At 59.7% G+C, this 18,125-nt stretch carries 12 protein-coding genes; 8 read left to right on the top strand and 4 right to left on the bottom strand.

Annotated elements, in window-relative coordinates:
• Positions 1-88 precede the first annotated feature (88 nt).
• The 4 genes from glgX to KVG95_RS05120 all read left to right on the top strand — a co-directional run bounded on the left by glgX (position 89) and on the right by KVG95_RS05120 (position 5,880).
• Positions 89-2,248 carry a glycogen debranching protein GlgX gene (glgX, locus tag KVG95_RS05135; protein ID WP_217854764.1) on the top strand — a complete coding sequence of 720 codons (2,160 nt, stop codon included), beginning with the start codon at positions 89-91 and terminating at the stop codon, positions 2,246-2,248.
• Positions 2,249-2,582: 334 nt separating this feature from the next.
• Positions 2,583-3,341, top strand: coding sequence for a PIG-L deacetylase family protein (locus KVG95_RS05130; protein ID WP_217854763.1), 759 nt, complete (start codon positions 2,583-2,585; stop codon positions 3,339-3,341).
• A 242-nt stretch (positions 3,342-3,583) separates the two neighbouring features.
• Positions 3,584-4,384, top strand: coding sequence for an endonuclease/exonuclease/phosphatase family protein (locus KVG95_RS05125; RefSeq protein WP_052963430.1), 801 nt, complete (start codon positions 3,584-3,586; stop codon positions 4,382-4,384).
• A 428-nt stretch (positions 4,385-4,812) separates the two neighbouring features.
• Positions 4,813-5,880, top strand: coding sequence for an autotransporter domain-containing protein (locus KVG95_RS05120; protein ID WP_217854762.1), 1,068 nt, complete (start codon positions 4,813-4,815; stop codon positions 5,878-5,880).
• Between the two features lie 133 nt (positions 5,881-6,013).
• On the opposite strand, the gene glgB is transcribed toward KVG95_RS05120, so the two are convergent.
• From glgB to KVG95_RS05105, 3 genes are all read right to left on the bottom strand, one after another.
• A complete protein-coding gene (gene glgB / locus KVG95_RS05115) occupies positions 6,014-8,245 on the bottom strand; it encodes a 1,4-alpha-glucan branching protein GlgB (protein WP_217854761.1) in 2,232 nt (743 codons plus the stop codon).
• A 2-nt stretch (positions 8,246-8,247) separates the two neighbouring features.
• A complete protein-coding gene (gene treS / locus KVG95_RS05110; RefSeq protein ID WP_217854760.1) occupies positions 8,248-11,589 on the bottom strand; it encodes a maltose alpha-D-glucosyltransferase in 3,342 nt (1,113 codons plus the stop codon).
• Positions 11,590-11,738: 149 nt separating this feature from the next.
• Positions 11,739-13,733 carry an alpha-1,4-glucan--maltose-1-phosphate maltosyltransferase gene (locus KVG95_RS05105; protein WP_217854759.1) on the bottom strand — a complete coding sequence of 665 codons (1,995 nt, stop codon included), beginning with the start codon at positions 13,731-13,733 and terminating at the stop codon, positions 11,739-11,741.
• 216 nt (positions 13,734-13,949) lie between these two features.
• Between KVG95_RS05105 and KVG95_RS05100 the strand changes: the two genes are divergently transcribed.
• On the top strand, positions 13,950-14,132 hold the full coding sequence (locus tag KVG95_RS05100; protein WP_217854758.1) for a hypothetical protein: 183 nt from the start codon (positions 13,950-13,952) through the stop codon (positions 14,130-14,132).
• A gap of 18 nt (positions 14,133-14,150) precedes the next feature.
• Here the strand turns inward: KVG95_RS05100 and KVG95_RS05095 are convergent, their stop codons facing one another.
• A complete protein-coding gene (locus tag KVG95_RS05095) occupies positions 14,151-14,651 on the bottom strand; it encodes an MgtC/SapB family protein (protein WP_217854757.1) in 501 nt (166 codons plus the stop codon).
• Between the two features lie 130 nt (positions 14,652-14,781).
• Between KVG95_RS05095 and KVG95_RS05090 the strand changes: the two genes are divergently transcribed.
• The 3 genes from KVG95_RS05090 to mapR all read left to right on the top strand — a co-directional run bounded on the left by KVG95_RS05090 (position 14,782) and on the right by mapR (position 18,102).
• Positions 14,782-15,015, top strand: coding sequence for a DUF3203 family protein (locus KVG95_RS05090; RefSeq protein WP_217854756.1), 234 nt, complete (start codon positions 14,782-14,784; stop codon positions 15,013-15,015).
• A gap of 195 nt (positions 15,016-15,210) precedes the next feature.
• Positions 15,211-16,623 carry a cytochrome c oxidase accessory protein CcoG gene (gene ccoG / locus KVG95_RS05085; RefSeq protein ID WP_217854755.1) on the top strand — a complete coding sequence of 471 codons (1,413 nt, stop codon included), beginning with the start codon at positions 15,211-15,213 and terminating at the stop codon, positions 16,621-16,623.
• A gap of 69 nt (positions 16,624-16,692) precedes the next feature.
• On the top strand, positions 16,693-18,102 hold the full coding sequence (gene mapR / locus KVG95_RS05080; RefSeq protein ID WP_217854754.1) for a GntR family transcriptional regulator MpaR: 1,410 nt from the start codon (positions 16,693-16,695) through the stop codon (positions 18,100-18,102).
• Positions 18,103-18,125 lie beyond the last annotated feature (23 nt).

The following is an 18,125-nucleotide window of genomic DNA, read 5'->3' as shown; positions in this document are numbered from 1 at the left end:
CTCGCCACCGAGGGCGCGCTCGCCCTCGAAAAAAACCAGAGCCACGGTTCATCGCAGTCGAGTACCGTCACCCCATGCAGGAGCAACTATGAGCAGTCCAAAGAAAACCGCGCCCGAACCTCGTGCCGAGGCTTCGCGAATCCGTGAAGGCTTGCCCTTCCCGCTAGGCGCGACCTGGGATGGCCTGGGGGTCAATTTCGCGCTGTTTTCGGCTAACGCGACCAAGGTCGAACTGTGCATCTTCGACGATTCCGGCGAGGTGGAACTCGAGCGTATCGAGTTACCGGAATACACCGACGAGATCTACCACGGCTACTTGCCCGACGCCCACCCGGGGTTGATCTACGGTTATCGCGTGTACGGTCCTTATGACCCGGCCAACGGTCATCGCTTCAACCCCAACAAGCTGCTGATCGATCCCTACGCCAAGCAATTGGTCGGCCGATTGAAATGGTCCGAAGCGTTGTTTGGCTACACCATCGGCCACCCTGACGCCGATCTCAGTTTCGATGAACGGGACAGCGCGCCCTTCGTGCCCAAATGCAAAGTGATCGACCCGGCTCACACCTGGGGCCATGACCATCGGGTCAGTGTGCCATGGGACAAGACGATCATTTATGAAACACACGTACGCGGTATCAGCATGCGTCACCCCTCCGTCCCCGAGAATCTGCGCGGCACTTTCGCCGGGTTGATGGTCGATGACGTGCTGGAACACATCCGCAAGCTCGGCGTGTCGACCGTGGAATTGCTACCCATTCATGCCTTCGTCAATGACCAGCATCTGCTACACAAAGGCATGACCAATTACTGGGGTTACAACAGCATCGCGTTCTTTGCCCCGGACCCACGCTACCTGGCCAGCGGCAAGATCGCCGAATTCAAGGAGATGGTCGCGCACCTGCACGAGGCCAATCTGGAAGTGATCCTCGACGTGGTCTACAACCACACCGCCGAGGGCAACGAACAAGGCCCGACCCTGTCGATGCGCGGCATCGACAACGCCTCTTACTACCGCTTGATGCCCGACGACAAGCGCTACTACATCAACGACTCCGGGACCGGCAACACCCTGGACTTGAGTCACCCGTGCGTGCTGCAAATGGTCACCGACTCCCTGCGTTACTGGGCCACGGAAATGCATGTGGACGGTTTCCGCTTTGACCTGGCGACCATTCTTGGCCGCTACCACGACGGTTTCGATGAGCGTCACAGCTTTCTCGTGGCCTGCCGTCAAGACCCGGTGCTGCGTCAGGTGAAGATGATTGCAGAAGCCTGGGATTGCGGCCCCGGGGGCTATCAAGTCGGGAACTTTCCGCCGGGTTGGGTTGAGTGGAATGACAAATTCCGCGACACCGTGCGCGCGTTCTGGAAAGGCGACGACGGCCAACTGGCGGACTTCGCCAGTCGCATGACCGCCTCCGGCGAGATGTTCAATCAGCGTGGCCGGCGGCCGTATGCCTCGGTGAACTTCGTCACCGCCCACGACGGTTTCACCCTGAACGACCTGGTGTCGTACAACGACAAACACAACGAAGCCAACGACGAGAACAATCAGGACGGCAGCAACAACAACCTGTCCTGGAACCACGGAGTCGAAGGCCCCACTGACGACCCCGAGATCAACGAGCTGCGCCAGCGGCAAATGCGCAACTTCTTCGCCACGTTGCTGCTGTCCCAGGGCACGCCGATGCTGGTGGCCGGCGATGAGTTCGCCCGTACCCAGGAAGGGAATAACAACGCCTATTGCCAGGACAGCGAGATCGGTTGGGTCAATTGGGACCTGAGCGAAGACGGCAAGGCCCTGCTCAAGTTCGTCAAACGCCTGATCAAATTGCGCCTGGCCTATCCGATCCTGCGGCGCGGGCGTTTTCTGGTAGGCAATTACAACGAAGACATCGGCGTCAAGGACGTGACCTGGCTGGCCCCGGATGGCAGCGAAATGTCCACCGAACAATGGGAGGAAGGCCACGGTCGTTGCCTGGGCATGCTGCTTGATGGCCGCGCCCAGGAAACCGGCATTCGCCGCAAGGGGGCCGACGCGACCCTGCTACTGGTGGTCAACGCCCACCATGACATCGTCAACTTCTTGCTACCGGAAGTGCCTGACGGCGGATTCTGGACCTGCATGATCGATACCAATCAACCCTCGATTCGTGGCCAGGAACGTTTCGAGCTCGGTCACGAATATTCAGTCACCGGCCGTTCGCTGCTGCTGTTCGAACTGCAGCGCGAAGAAGACGAGTAAAAAAGGAAGCAATCCATGTGGGAGCGAGCCTGCTCGCGATAGCGGTGGCACATGCAGCATCAATGTGACTGACAGACCGCTATCGCGAGCAGGTTCGCTCCCACAGGTTTTTGCTGACTATTTGCGACACCTGACACAGCTTGGATTAAAAAAACCGTATCCGACCAAAGGCTGGGGCGACGAATAGCGTTCCATGAGCAATACTCTGCCCGCAGCAATCCAGGGTTCGGAGCGCTGCAACTGCTATTTACCCCGCCTTCACGGGTCTGCCGGGCTTGCTCCCTGCAAGTAATGCGCATGACTGAGGGCAAGACAGAACAAGGAAGTAGCGCCTATGAAATCGGTTTCCATCACTGAAAACAGTTTGCCAGCGCAGATCTGGAACAGCGCCCCGCAACTGGACAATATCCCTGTCATCAACACCGAAACGCTGGTCCCGGCCGGCGCGCGCGCGGTAGTCATCGCGCCGCATCCCGGCGATGAAGTGGTGACCTGCGGTGGCCTGCTGCAATTGCTGTGCGCCCTTGGTCATCCTCTGCAATTGATCTCGATCACCGACGGTAGCGCCAGTCATCCGGGGTCACGGCAGTGGTCGGAAAAACGCCTGAGCGTGTTCCGCGTCCAGGAAAGCGTCGAAGCCTTGCGCCGGCTCGGGTTGCCGATGCACAGCCTGAAATGGATTCGCGGCGGCTTCACCGACAGCGGGTTGGGTGAGCGGGAGTCTGAATTGATCCAATTCATCGTCCGCTACCTGCGCCCTGGCGATGTGGTGTTCAGCACCTGGCGCGAAGACGGCAACCTCGACCACGATGCCGTCGGCCGGGCCTGCGCCAGGGCCGCGGCGCTGGTCGGCGCGACGCTCAACGAAATACCGGTCTGGGCCTGGCATTGGCCGACACGCGATCACGGGCTGATCCCTTGGCATCGCGCACGCAAGGTACGCCTCGACAACTGGACCGTCGCGCGCAAAAGCCACGCCACCTACGCCTACGCCAGCCAACTCGCCGGCGAGCCGGCAATCGGCATCGCCCCAATGCTGCCCCCGGTGATACTGGAGCGCATGCGATTGCCGTATGAAATTGTGTTTGTATGAATCATTCGGGGAGTGCCTTAGGCGAGGGGGCTTGTCGGAACGCCGCATCGCCCCGTTCGGCTGCGAAGCAGTCGCAAAGCTTTTGGGGCCGCTTCGCGACCCAACGGGGGCAAGCCCCCTCGCCACAAAAGCCCCCTCGCCACAGTAGTCCGCTCCCACATTGGATTGGCGTCGCTCAAACTGAACTGCTCGTCCGTGTATCAGTCGCATGGAAACAGCAGCCCTGATTCAGAGGAGTGAACGTGACCAGCGATGCCGAACGACAGGCCGTCGAATCAATGCCACCGAACACGCCTCCGGCGATTCATCGACTGAGAGTGCTGACGGTCAACACCCACAAAGGCTTCACTGCCCTCAACCGGCGTTTCATCCTCCCGGAACTGCGTGAAGCGGTACGCAGCACGTCGGCAGACCTGGTGTTTCTGCAGGAAGTAGTCGGTGAGCACGACCGGCATTCTTCCCGTTACAACGATTGGCCACAGACCTCGCAATACGAGTTCCTGGCCGACAGCATGTGGAGTGATTTCGCTTACGGTCGCAACGCGGTCTACCCCGACGGCCACCACGGCAATGCCCTGCTGTCGAAATACCCGATCCGCGAATTTCGCAACCTCGACGTCTCGATCACCGGCCCCGAGCGGCGTGGGTTGTTGCACTGTGTGCTGGATGTGCCGGGGCATGCCGAAGTGCATGCCATCTGCGTGCACCTGAGCCTGTTGGAAAGCCATCGACAACTCCAGTTGCAGTTGCTCTGCCTCTTGCTTGAGTCGTTGCCCGATGACGCCCCGGTGATTATTGCCGGCGACTTCAACGACTGGCAGTTGCAAGGCAATGCCGCCCTCGCCCGACGCGACTACCTGCATGAAGCCTTTGAACGCCATCATGGCCGGCCGGCGAAAACTTACCCGGCGCGTTTTCCCCTGCTGCGCCTGGACCGGATCTACCTGCGTAATGCCAGCAGTCATGAGCCGCGAATACTCGGCCACAAACCCTGGACGCATCTGTCGGACCATTTACCGCTGGCGGTGGAAGTGCGCCTGTAACACCGTCAAATGGCAGTCGCCAAGGACTGCCAACTCTGACAGAAAAAATGACAGCAATGGCGCGCCGACGCCGTTTGTTTATCCTGCACTGGATCATCCGCCAAACAACCGATAGCCCCCTACCCAACGCGTCTGGCTCGCGCCTTTCTGGATGATTTTTTGCACAAACAACAACTTATATACGCGCCAAAAATCAGTCACTTACAAAGCCTAAAATAGACTTACCGCTTATCGGCCACTTTCTTGACGCAGCGTCAGCAGTCTTCTTAGCTAGTGCTTACTACCCCCGGAAATCCATCAGGGGCAAGCCTCCAGACTCCTGTAAAAACGGGCGGGTCTGACCTTGCCTCAATCCATTCGGTCGCCCCTCATTCGGGGTAGGAGAGACGCCAAAGCGAGATACGCATGCGATTGCAAGGTAGACCCCCATGAAAACTTCGTTCACCCCACAAGAGATCAGAGTCACTTTTTGCACGGTCACGAGTTCATTACTGCTGTGCTCATCCATGGAGGTGCAGGCCGCGTCTGCCGAGGACGAAACAACCCCTTTGTATAACCAGGAGTTACCTGGCCTCACCTTACCTGCCGGCGCCCCCCCCTATCCCGGCCGTTCACGCGTCAATCCAGACTTACAAAATTCACGCCTGACGGTTGAAGATGCCTCGCCTTCAGCCTGGGACCACGTCTACGGAAAGACCTCACGGCAGGCCCAAACCGACTCTCTGGCCCAGGGTTCTTCTATCCCCGGCGCCAGCGAATTCAAAGGCCCGGCGGTGCTGACCGTAGAAAGCAACAGCGGCCATACCCAACGGGTTGGACTGATCGGCGGCACCACCCAATTCCAGGGCAATGACAACGGCCTGCTGACCAGTCGCGCCCTTGCCGACCCCGGCCATGACACGCTCAACCTTCAAGGCCAAAGTCTCGGCGCCTACTGGAGCCTGACCGGCCCGCAAGGCTGGCACGTGGACTTGTCGGCCAGCGGTGGCCGGGTCAACGGTTACAGCCGCAATGACCAAGGCGCGCGACAAGCCGCCGAAGGCAGCGCGGTGACGTTGTCGGTGGAAGGTGGTTTCCCGATTGGTCTGGGTAATAACTGGGTGATCGAACCCCAGGCACAATTGATCAATCAACGCATTACGCTGGATACGCCCTATGCCGGTTCTGGTAATGCGTCATCCAGCGACTTGACGTCCTGGAGTGGTCGTGTCGGTGCACGCTTGAAAGGCAGTTACGATATTAACGGCCTGCCCGTCGAACCGTATGTGCGCACCAATGTGTGGCACACGGTGTACACCGGCAATACCGTGAGCCTGGATCAGGTCGACAAAATCAGCAGCAGTCGCAAATCCTCGACGGTGGATGTGGGTCTGGGTTTGGTGGCCAGAGTGACGCCTTTGGTCAGCTTTTATGTCAGTGCCGATTACAGCAGTGATGTGGATGACAATGATTTGAACGGGCTGATTGGCAGCCTTGGGGTGCGGATGCGTTGGTGAGTGCATGATTCAAGAAGCGCTTTGTTCGGTCTGGCCCCTTCGCGAGCAAGCCCGCTCCCACATTGGATTGTCGTCGTACACAAAACCAATGTGGGAGCGGGCTTGCTCGCGAATGGAGCGACGCGGTTTTAGATCAACCCTCCGGACGCAAAATCAACACTGCCAACGGCGGCAGGTTCAACTCCAGTGAGAGCGCCTGGCCATGGCTCGGTTCTTCGTCGGTGAACACCCCGCCGCCGTTACCGTAGTTGGACCCGGCATAGGTGTCCGCATCGCTGTTGATCAACTCGACCCAACGCCCGGCAAACGGTACGCCGACGCGGTAGGCCTGTCGCGGCACCGGGGTAAAGTTGGCCACCACCAACACCGGCCGCCCGTCCTTGCTCCAGCGCAGCCAGGCGTAGACGCTGTTGACCGCATCGTCGCCAATCAACCACTGGAAGCCTTGTGGGGCATCGTCCTGATCATGCAGTGCCGGCTCTTCGCGATACAACCGATTCAGGTCACCGACCAGTTTGCGCACCCCTTGGTGTTCCGGGTACTGCAGCAAATACCAGTCCAGTTGCTGATCGTGATTCCACTCTCGCCACTGGCCGAATTCGCAGCCCATGAACAACAGTTTCTTGCCGGGATGCGTCCACATGAAACTCAGATAAGCCCGCAGGTTGGCAAACTTCTGCCAGCGATCGCCGGGCATCTTGTCGATCAGCGAATGCTTGCCATGCACCACTTCATCGTGAGAAATCGGCAGGATGAAGCGCTCGGACCAGGCATACACCAGGCCGAAACTCAGCTCGTTGTGATGATGGGCGCGGTACACCGGATCCTGCTGAATGTAATGCAGTGAATCGTGCATCCAGCCCATGTTCCATTTATAGGCAAAACCCAGCCCACCCTGTTGCGTGCTCTGGCTGACACCCGGCCACGCCGTGGATTCTTCGGCAATCACCAACGCGCCCGGCGTTTCCAGGGCCACCACATCGTTGAGATGGCGGACGAAATCAATGGCTTCCAGATTCTCCCGACCGCCGTGACGGTTGGGTACCCATTCGCCGGCCTTGCGCGAGTAATCGCGATACAGCATCGACGCCACTGCATCCACGCGCAGGCCATCGACGTGGAAATGCCTGAGCCAGTGCAACGCCGACGCCAGCATGTAGCCATGCACCTCGGTGCGGCCCAGGTTGTAGATCAGCGTGTCCCAATCCTGGTGAAAACCTTCCTGCGGGTTGCCGTACTCATACAACGCGGTGCCGTCGAACTGCGCCAGGCCGTGGGTATCGGTGGGGAAATGCGCCGGCACCCAATCGAGGATCACGCCGATCTCGGCCTGGTGACAGGCATTGACGAACGCGGCGAAGTCATCCGGCGTGCCGTAACGGGCGCTCGGGGCGAATTGCGACAACAGTTGATAACCCCAGGAGCCACCGAACGGATGCTCCATGATCGGCATCAGTTCGATGTGGGTGAAACCCAGCTCCTTCACATAAGGAATCAGCCGCTCGGCCAACTCGGGCCAGGTGTACTGACGGGCGACCTCGCCCAGGTCATCCAGCTCGCATTGCCAGGAACCGGCGTGCAACTCGTAGATCGACAACGGTGCGCTGGTTCGCTGACGCTCGCCCCGCGACTGCATCCAGGCGTGGTCCTGCCAGTCGATTTTCAGCGGTGAGGCGACTTTCGATGCCGTGTCCGGTGGCAAAGCGGTGGCAAGGGCCATCGGGTCGGCCTTGAGCGGCAGAATGCCGTGGGCACCGAGGATTTCGTATTTGTAGGCCTCCCCCGCTTGCAGGCGCGGAATGAACAACTCCCAGACCCCGGTAGGGTGGCGCAGACGCATTGGATGCCGACGACCGTCCCAGACGTTGAAATCACCGACCACCGAAACCCTTCTGGCATTCGGCGCCCACACGGCGAAGCGCACGCCATCCACGCCATCGACCGTCTTCAGCTGCGCGCCGAGGCAACTGCTCAGGTCGCGGTGATTGCCCTCGGCGAACAGGTACAAATCCATCTCGCCGAGTAACGGGCCAAAGCTGTAAGGGTCCTCGGCGAGTTGCTCGCCACCGGCCCAACGGGTTCGCAACAGATAGGGCCGGGCCCCCTCGAAGTGCCCGACGAACAGCCCCGGGGTTTGGGTGGTCTCAAGGCTGCCGAGTTCCTCCCCGGACTCTTTGTCCACCACCTGCACGCTCAAGGCGTCCGGTAGATAGGCTCGAATGAACTGCCCGCCGGCGCCATCGCCATGCGGGCCGAGAATTGCAAAGGGGTCTTGGTGCTCGGCGCGTACCAACGCATCGATATCCCGCGCCCTGGGTAGCAGCGCCTGTCCCACATGCCCCTGTTCCTTGTTCGAGATACTCATGACTACTCTCCACCAAGATCGGAAAAGGGTTTGAGCCCACTCAATAACCCGTACAGACCGTGCAACGGCACGGGCAGCCAAGTGGGGCGATTTTCAGCCTCATAGGCCACTTCATAAGCCGCCTTCTCCAGACCGAACAACGCCAGCGCGGCGTCTTCGCCTTCGGGATCTTGCCATGCATGAGCAAGACTAGCTGCCGCCAGCCGATAAGCGTCGACAAATGCTTGCCGCGCTTCCCTCAGATAACGATCGGCGACCCGTTGACGCGCGGCTTGGGCCTCGGCGGTGTTATCGACGTTATGCACGTTGATTGTCATCGCCGCGGCGTAATCGAAGGAGCGCAATACGCCGCTGACATCTTTATAAGGGCTGTGTTTACCGCGGCGCTCATGCAGCGGCCGCGCCGGCTCGCCCTCGAAATCGATCAGGTAGGCATCGCCCTTGATCACCAGCACCTGCCCCAGGTGCAAGTCACCATGGACGCGGATACGCAAACCGCCAGCAGCCTTTTTACCCAGTTCCTGGACATGGCTGAGGATGGATTTTTTGTTGTCCAGCAAGCGACTGACCAATGCCTGATCCTCGGCGTTCAGTTCAGTCTGATGCTGCTTGAGTAACTTCAGGGCATGTTCCAGTTGCGCCGCCACGTCCTTGGCCGAGGCCAGGGCATCTTTCTGGGTGGTGACCTGTGGAGCGAAATCCGGGTTGGCGCTCGGGGCCGCCAGCACCTGATGCATTTCCCCCAGACGCTGGCCGAGCATGCCGGCAAAATCCTTTAGCTCGCCAAGGGCGTTGTAGTGCTGCTCCTGTTCCGAGACAGCATCCGCAAGTTCGTCGCGAAGAGCCCGTTCGAGGTTGTTCTGGGTCCACTCCCACGCGTCGCCCTGATTGCTCAAGTAGCCTTGGGCGATCATCAACAGCGTGTCCTCGCCTGCCGCGTTACGGCGAATGACCGCGCCCAGCAGCGGCGAAATATTCTGGAAACCGGCATGGGTCAGGTACGCACTCATTTCCAGTTCCGGGTGTACCCCTGTCGCGACCTTGCGGATCAGTTTCAGCACCAGGCTGCTGCCGATCACTACCGAACTGTTGGATTGCTCGGCGGACAGGTAGCGCACCTCCGACTCGGCTGTCAGGCCAAGCCTGGTCAGTTCGTCGGTCGGCTCGAAGCGGATCTCGCCACCGTCGGATGACAACACCGTGCCGGCCTGCATGCCCTGCAACACGGCATGAACAAAGCTGTCGAGGCTGAAGGCATCGGTGATCAAACCGACCTGACGCCCGCGCCGGACCCTGGCCAGCGCCAATTGCTGCGGCAACGCCGCGCCGACTTGCTCCTCGGAGATAAAACCGAATGGCAACTGATAGCGGCTGGTCTGACCGCCGCTGGTGACGTCGATTTCACCCAATAGCACGGGATGCTGCGGGTCGCCAAAGCGCACGCCGTAAGCGAGGTTGACGTTGTCGATGATGCCGTCCTTGCCGGCGTACCAGCGGCGGTTTTGCAACCAGCTCGGCAGGATGCCCTGTTCCAGGGTGTGGCGGGACGGCGCTTCGAGCAGCTCTTCCATGCGTTTTTTCAGCACCAGGGTGGTGAAGTCCGGCAGGCTTTGTGCCGGCTCCACGTGCCAGCTGGGCATTTGGTTTTCCGCCGCCAGCCCGAACCAATAGAAACCGTAAGGTGCCAGCGTCAGCAGGAAATTCAACTGGCCGATGGGCGGGAACGCATTGCCGCCAAGCATCTCCACCGGAACCATGCCGACATAAGCCGACAGATCCAGTTCCGCCGCTTGCGCGCTACGGGATACGTTGGCCACGCACAGAATAATTTCGTGCTTGCCGTCCGGGCCGGTGAATTCGCGGGTATAAGCCAGAATCCGTCGATTGCTCGGCGAGAGCATCTTCAGCGTCCCGCGACCGAAGGCCTTGGACTGCTTGCGCACCGCGAGCAGGCGCCGGTTCCAGTTCAACAATGAATGAGGGTCGCCGGCCTGGGTTTCGACGTTGACCGACAGATAGCCGTAGAGCGGGTCCATGATCGGCGGCAGCACCAGGCTGGCCGGGTCGGCGCGGGAAAAACCGCCGTTGCGGTCGATCGACCACTGCATCGGCGTGCGCACACCGTCGCGATCGCCGAGGTAGATGTTGTCGCCCATGCCGATTTCATCGCCGTAATACAGGGTCGGCGTACCGGGCATCGACAGCAGCAAACTGTTGAGCAATTCCACGCGACGACGATCACGTTCCATCAATGGCGCCAGCCGCCGGCGAATCCCCAGGTTGATCCGCGCCCGACGGTCGGCGGCATAGTAATTCCACAGGTAATCGCGCTCCCGGTCGGTGACCATTTCCAGGGTCAGCTCATCGTGGTTGCGCAGGAAAATCGCCCACTGGCAGTTGGCCGGAATTTCCGGGGTCTGGCGCAGGATATCGGTGATCGGGAAGCGATCTTCCTGGGCCAGCGCCATGTACATGCGCGGCATCAACGGGAAGTGAAAGGCCATGTGGCATTCATCGCCGTTCTGGCCAGTGGCGTCGGTGTTGCCAAAGTACAGCTGAGTGTCTTCCGGCCATTGATTGGCCTCGGCCAGCAACATGCGGTCGGGATAGTTTGCGTCGATCTCGGCACGGATCTGCTTGAGGACGTCGTGGGTCTCGGGCAGGTTTTCGTTGTTGGTGCCGTCGCGCTCGATCAGGTACGGGATCGCGTCCAGACGCAGACCGTCGATGCCCATGTCGAGCCAGTAACGCATCACCGACAGCACTGCTTTCATTACCTGCGGGTTGTCGAAGTTCAGGTCCGGTTGGTGCGAATAGAAACGGTGCCAGAAGTACTGACCGGCCACCGGGTCCCAGGTCCAGTTGGATTTTTCGGTGTCGAGAAAGATGATGCGAGTGCCATCGTATTTCTGATCGTTATCAGACCAGACATAGAAGTCACGGGCCGCCGAACCAGGCTTGGCCTTGCGCGCGCGCTGGAACCACGCGTGCTGGTCCGAGGTGTGGTTGATGACCAGTTCGGTAATCACCCGCAGGCCGCGTTTATGGGCCTCGGAAATGAACCGCTTGGCATCGGCCATGGTGCCGTAGTCAGGGTGCACGCCACGGTATTCGGCGATGTCATAGCCATCGTCGCGTCGTGGCGAGGGGTAGAACGGCAACAGCCAGATGGTGTTGACGCCCAGATCGGCAATGTAATCGAGTTTGGCGATAAGGCCGGGAAAGTCGCCGATCCCGTCATTGTTGGAGTCGAAAAAAGACTTAACGTGAACTTGGTAGATCACCGCATCCTTGTACCAGAGCGGGTCTTTGATAAAGGTGGCTGACCTGGGTTTCTTCGCCATTTGTAACTCCTGTTGAATTCGAAAAAGCCGCTGAGCCGATCACCAACCTTGTGGGAGCGAGCCTGCTCGCGATAGCTTTCTATCAGTCGACATGTCTGTTGAATTTGAAGGAGCCATCGCGAGCAGGCTCGCTCCCACAGGTACTGCGTCTACACGGTAATCCGCCAAATCCCGAACGGCAGATGCCACGGCTCGATCCGCATGAACTGGTACTTGCCGTGCCAGGTCCAGCGGTGGCCGTTCATCAAGTCCTCGCCCTGAGTGACAGCATCGTCGGGCAGGCCCATTTCCCACAGCGGCAATTCGAAATTCGCCTCCTGGGCGTGATGCGGATCGAGGCTGACCGCCACCAAAATGAAATTGCTGCCGTCGACGCTGCGTTTGCCGAAGTACAGAATGTTGTCGTTCCAGGCGTTATAGACCTTCAGGCCCAGGTGCGTGTGCAGCGCCGGGTTCTGCCGGCGGATGCGGTTCAACTGGGCGATTTCGGCAATGATGTTGCCCGGTGCATTGAAGTCCCGCGGACGGATCTCGTACTTCTCGGAATTGAGGTATTCCTCCCGGCCCGGCACCGGTGCCGCTTCACACAGTTCAAAACCCGAGTACATACCCCATAGGCCAGAGCCCATGGTCGCCAGTGCGGCACGAATCAGAAAACCGGCGCGCCCGGATTCATGCAGGAACGCCGGGTTGATGTCCGGCGTGTTGACGAAAAAATTCGGCCGGTAGCATTCACGCCACGGCGATTCGTTGAGTTCGGTTAAATAGGTCGCCAGCTCGCTCTTGGTGTTGCGCCAAGTGAAATAGGTGTAGCTCTGGGAGTAACCGACCTTGCCCAGGCGCGCCATCATCGCCGGCGTGGTAAAGGCCTCGGCCAGGAAGATCACCTCGGGGTACAGCGCCCGCACATCAGCGATCAGCCACTGCCAGAACGGCAATGGTTTGGTGTGAGGATTGTCGACGCGAAACAGCTTCACGCCCTCCTTGACCCAACCCACAACGATGTCACGCAACTCGATCCACAGACTGGGAATCGCGTCCACGGCATAGAAATCGACGTTGACGATGTCCTGGTATTTCTTCGGCGGGTTCTCGGCGTATTTGATCGTGCCGTCCGGCCGCCAGTTGAACCAGCCCGGGTGCTGTTTGAGCCACGGGTGATCCTGGGAGCACTGAATCGCAAAATCGAGAGCGATTTCCAGCCCATGCTCGGCGGCCGCCACAACGAGTCGGCGAAAGTCCTCGCGCGTGCCCAGTTCCGAGTGAATCGCCTCATGCCCACCCTCTTCGCTGCCGATGGCGTAAGGGCTGCCCGGATCGTCGGGGCCAGCGATAAGCGAGTTGTTCGGGCCTTTGCGGTAGCTGCGGCCGATCGGGTGGATCGGCGTGAAATACAGCACGTCGAAGCCCATGTCCTGAATCATCGGCAGCCGCGAATGCACGTCGTTAAAAGTGCCGTGACGGGCCGGATCATCGGTGATCGAGCGCGGAAACAATTCATACCAACTGGCGAACTGCGCCAGCGTGCGTTCCACGTCTACCGGGTATTCCGGGCTCAGGCTCAGGAAGGGACGATGGTCGGCCTGGGCCATCAAGTCCGCGCTGCGTTGGTGCAGAAACAAGGCGACTTGCTCGGTTTCGAGCAGACCGGACAACTCATGGTGCAACGCCGCCAGTTGTTCACTGAGCGGGCCCTCGGAACGTTCGGCTGCCTGCTGGACGTGGGAGCGCCCTTCCTGCAATTCCAGGCTGACCGAAACGCCGACGGCGTGTTTTTTCTCAAGTTCATAACAAAAACTGGCGTACTGATCGATCCAGGCTTCGAGGCAGAACACATAACGCCCCTGCTTCTTGACACGAAACTGGCCCTGCCAGCCGTTATTGCCCAGCTCAGCCATCACCTCGCTCTGCCAGGCTTCGTCGCCGTCGGCACGCCAGCGGATGCGCACGGCCATTTTGTCGTGACCGTCGGCAAACACTTTGCTGGTCACCACCACGTCCTGATCAATCACGGCTTTAACGGCGAATTGCCCGCCATCGAGGGTCGGCATGGTGTTTTCGATCACGATCCGCGGTAGCAGTAACGCCTGCGACAGCGGTATATGCGGGTTGTAGCTCAACTCTGTGGGTTTCTCAGCGGTCATCGAGCATCTCTCCTTAACGCCCCAAGGACGCTCTTGTGCCTGGTCGTCGTTCACACGAAGCGATCTGCCCCGGCATGAACTCACTTAAGTTCCGAACAGCAGGCGCCGGTAAAAGTTCAGAGGGATTTGCCAAGTCTTTCGGGGAATCAAATTCCCTGAGTACGGGTCAATCAACTTAAGCACGACTCACGCCATCTGCCACTGGAGACTGTTTCGATGAGTATTCATATCCCCGCCGAGACACCCGATCCGAACATTGATGAGCCGACGATTCCGCCCACACCGCCAACCCCGCCGACCGAACCCGGCCCCATCCCGGAGCAGGAACCGCCAGGCACCAGCCCGCCACCGCGGGAAGAGCCGCCGAGCACCCAGCCGCCGGAGATCGTGAGTCCGTAAACTGCATGAAGACTCAAATTATGGGTGTCGATCCTTTTCAAACTGGCGCACGACGATAGGCATTACACCGAGAATCACCAATGCCAGCAACGTACTGAGCACGGCTGTCGCCTCGCGGCCCATTCCGGCCGAAACACCAATGGCCGCCGTCATCCACAAACCGGCGGCGGTGGTCAGGCCTTTGACATGGCCCTCATCACCATCAGTGTTTTTCAGGATAGTCCCGGCGCCAAGAAACCCGATGCCGGCGATCACGCCCTGCACCACTCGGCTCATGGCATCGGCCTGGGATCCTGACATCTGCGGCACCAGCACAAACAGCGCCGCGCCCAGCGCCACCAGCATATGGGTGCGAACCCCGGCGGCCTTGCCCTTTTGCTCACGCTCGAAACCCAAAATGCCGCCCAGCAAGGCGGCCATCAGCAAGCGCACCGTAATGCGTGTCAGTTGTGAAGCATCGCCAATGTCGGCGAACTCCGCTTGCAGCGTCACCCAAACCTCATGCCACCAAGCGTCCATGGCGCAGTCCTTATGATGATTTAATGACTCGATAGAGGATGGACCGCACCCACCATTAATCGGTTGCACAGAACGATGACCGGCGGATACGCCCTAACACTTCAGAATCCGCCGAAAAAAGGACGCCTCCATGACCGTGCGCATCGAAAACCAGACCTGTTTCTTCATCACCCAAAACGGCGAAGAAATCCGTCTTTGCTCCGACGTGACCATCATCACCGACGGGGAAAAATCCATGTCGGCGGTCGACCTCGACGACCAGCGTATCTACATCACCGAAGCAGAAGCCGATGCATTGACCGTAGCAGGCGCAGTGGATGAACGCCGGCATTTGAAGGCCACGGACAGTGATTCGGTGATTTGACTGACCCGCATCAACACACGCCGCAAACACCTGGCATAGGCGTTTGCGGCCTGCCGTTGCGGGTGCATCAAGTTGTCGCAGGCGAGTGCCAGAAACTCATCTGATCCGCTTTTTATTGCTATAGCTGAGTCTGTTATGCAAACAGATCGCTGGTCATAGTGCTCAGGCCTGATGGAGGCTGATGAGCGAAAGACCATGAGCGATAGAATCCCCGTCCGAACCGTTGAAACGTTCGAGCCTTTGCGTCCAAAGATAAAGGCAAAGTCCAGCGACAACCTGATCCATACCCGCAGCTTCACGGGTTTGTTCCGCACCCTGCGCATGAGCGGCGCGGGGTTTCTGTTTCTGCTGTTCTTCGGCACGGTGTGGCTGAACTGGGGTGGCCGCCAGGCAGTGCTCTGGGACCTTTGCGAAAGCAAATTCCACATCTTCGGCGCCACCTTCTGGCCACAGGACTTCATTCTGCTTTCGGCGCTGCTGATCATTGCCGCGTTCGGCCTGTTTGCGATCACCGTGTTCGCAGGCCGGGTCTGGTGCGGTTACACCTGCCCGCAGAGTTCCTGGACGTGGATCTTCATGTGGTGCGAGAAGCTCACCGAAGGCGAGCGCAACCAACGGATCAAGCTGCAAGCTGCACCCTGGGGCCTGAACAAACTGATCCGCCGCTCGGCCAAACACACCCTGTGGCTGGCGATCAGCCTGCTCACCGGCCTGACGTTTGTCGGCTACTTCACGCCGATCCGCCCCCTGGCTGAAGAACTGCTGACTTTGCAAATCGGCGGTGTCAGCCTGTTCTGGGTGCTGTTCTTCACCGGGGCCACTTACATCAATGCCGGTTGGCTGCGCGAAGCGGTGTGCATGCACATGTGCCCGTATGCGCGGTTCCAGAGCGTGATGTTCGACAAGGACACCCTGACCATTTCCTATGACGTGGCCCGCGGCGAAAACCGTGGCCCGCGCAAACGTGACGTCAAACCCACCGATGTCGGGCTGGGGGATTGCATTGATTGCCAATTGTGCGTGCAGGTCTGCCCAACCGGCATCGATATTCGCGACGGTTTGCAGATGGAATGCATCGGTTGCGCCGCGTGCATCGACGCCTGTGATTCGATCATGGACAAAATGGGTTATGCCCGTGGGTTGATCAGCTACACCTCGGAGCATGAGTTGCAGGGTGGCAAGACCCACCTACTGCGCCCGCGACTGATCGGCTACAGCGCGGTGCTGCTGGTGATGATCGGCGCCCTTGCCCTGGCGCTGGTGGAACGGCCGATGGTGTCGCTGGACGTGAGCAAGGACCGTGGCCTGTTCCGCGAGAACAGTGAAGGCCAGATCGAAAACATCTACAGCCTGAAGGTCATCAACAAGACCCAGCAACGTCAGGATTATCAATTGACACTGGTCGATGGCGACGGCTTCCAGTTGCAAGGCAAGACCGAACTGAGCCTGGCCCCCGGTGAGATCGTCGACGTACCGGTGTCGGTGGCCATGACCACGGATCGCCCGAGCAGCAGCTCGCAGACCATCAGTTTCAAGATTGTCGACAGCGATGAGCCGGACATCTACAGCGTGGCCAAGAGCCGGTTTGTTGCGCCGATGAACCGTTGAGCCTTTAAGATGCAGCCCCCTCGCCACATAAGCTCCATTTGCCCAATAGCGCTCCAAACCGGGACTTAAATGAAACGCTACGAAAAATTCGCCGACGACATCGCTGAACTGATCCGCTCCGGCGTCCTCGGTCCCGGCCAGCGGGTGCCATCGGTGCGCTACGCCAGTCAGACCTACGGCGTCAGCCCGTCCACCGTGTTCCAGGCCTATTACCTGCTCGAACGCCGGGGCCTGATCCGCGCCCGGCCGCGTTCCGGCTACTTCGTCAATGCGCATGCACCGAGCCCGTTCTCGGAGCCGGTGATCAGCAGCCAGGTCAACGAGTCCACCGAAGTCGACGTCAGCGAACTGGTGTTCTCGGTGCTGGACTCGATCAAGGATCCGAACACCGTGCCCTTCGGTTCGGCGTTCCCCAGCCCCACGCTGTTCCCGCTGCAACGCCTGTCCCGCTCGCTGGCCAGTGCCGCCCGCGAGATGGACCCGCGCATGGTGGTCACCGACATGTCGCCGGGTAACCCGCAACTGCGTCGACAAATAGCCCTGCGCTACATGGTCGGCGGGCTGATGTTGCCCATGGAAGAGTTGCTGATCACCAACGGCGCCCTCGAAGCCCTGAACCTGTGCCTGCAAGCGGTCACCGAACCCGGCGATCTGGTGGCCATCGAAGCCCCGGCGTTCTACGCCAGCCTGCAAGTGCTGGAGCGGCTGAAGCTCAAAGCAGTGGAAATTCCCGTCCACCCGCGAGACGGCATCGACCTCGGCGTTCTCGCCCAGACCCTGGAACGGCACCCGATCAAAGCCTGCTGGTGCATGACCAGTTTCCAGAACCCCATGGGCTCGACCATGCCCGAAGCGAAGAAGCAGGAGCTGGTGGAGCTGTTGCGCAACCATCAGGTGCCGCTGATCGAAGACGACGTCTACGCCGAGCTCTATTACGGCCAACAGGCGCCAAAACCGGCCAAGGCTTTCGATACCGAAGGGTTGGTGATGCATTGCGGTTCGTTCGCCAAGAGCCTGGCCCCCGGTTACCGCATCGGCTGGGTCGCCGCTGGGCGGTATGCGCAGAAAATCGAACGCCTGAAGCTGATGACCTCGCTCTGCGCCTCGATGCCCGCCCAGGCCGCCATCGCCGATTACCTGCAACACGGCGGCTACGACCGGCATCTGCGCAAACTGCGTTATGCCCTGGAAGAACAGCAAAGCGCCATGCTCGCCGCCATCGCCCGTTACTTCCCGGCGCAGACGCGCGTCAGTCAGCCGGCAGGGGGCTACTTTTTGTGGCTGGAACTGCCGCCGCAGATGGATTCATTAAAGTTGTTTCAGATGGCATTGGCGCAAGGGATCAGCATTGCGCCGGGGCCGATCTTTTCACCGACCCAGCGGTTCAGGAATTGTATTCGGCTGAATTATGGCAGCCCTTGGACTGAAGATTCGGAGAAGGCGATGGAGACGTTGGGGCGGATTGTGCGGTCGTTCTGAAGGTTTGATGTTGTCTGGGCTAT

The organism is Pseudomonas farris (genome assembly GCF_019145235.1).
Lineage (GTDB): Bacteria > Pseudomonadota > Gammaproteobacteria > Pseudomonadales > Pseudomonadaceae > Aquipseudomonas > Aquipseudomonas farris.
Note: the sequence above shows the minus strand (reverse complement) of the source record. Positions and strands in the feature narration are given on the sequence as shown.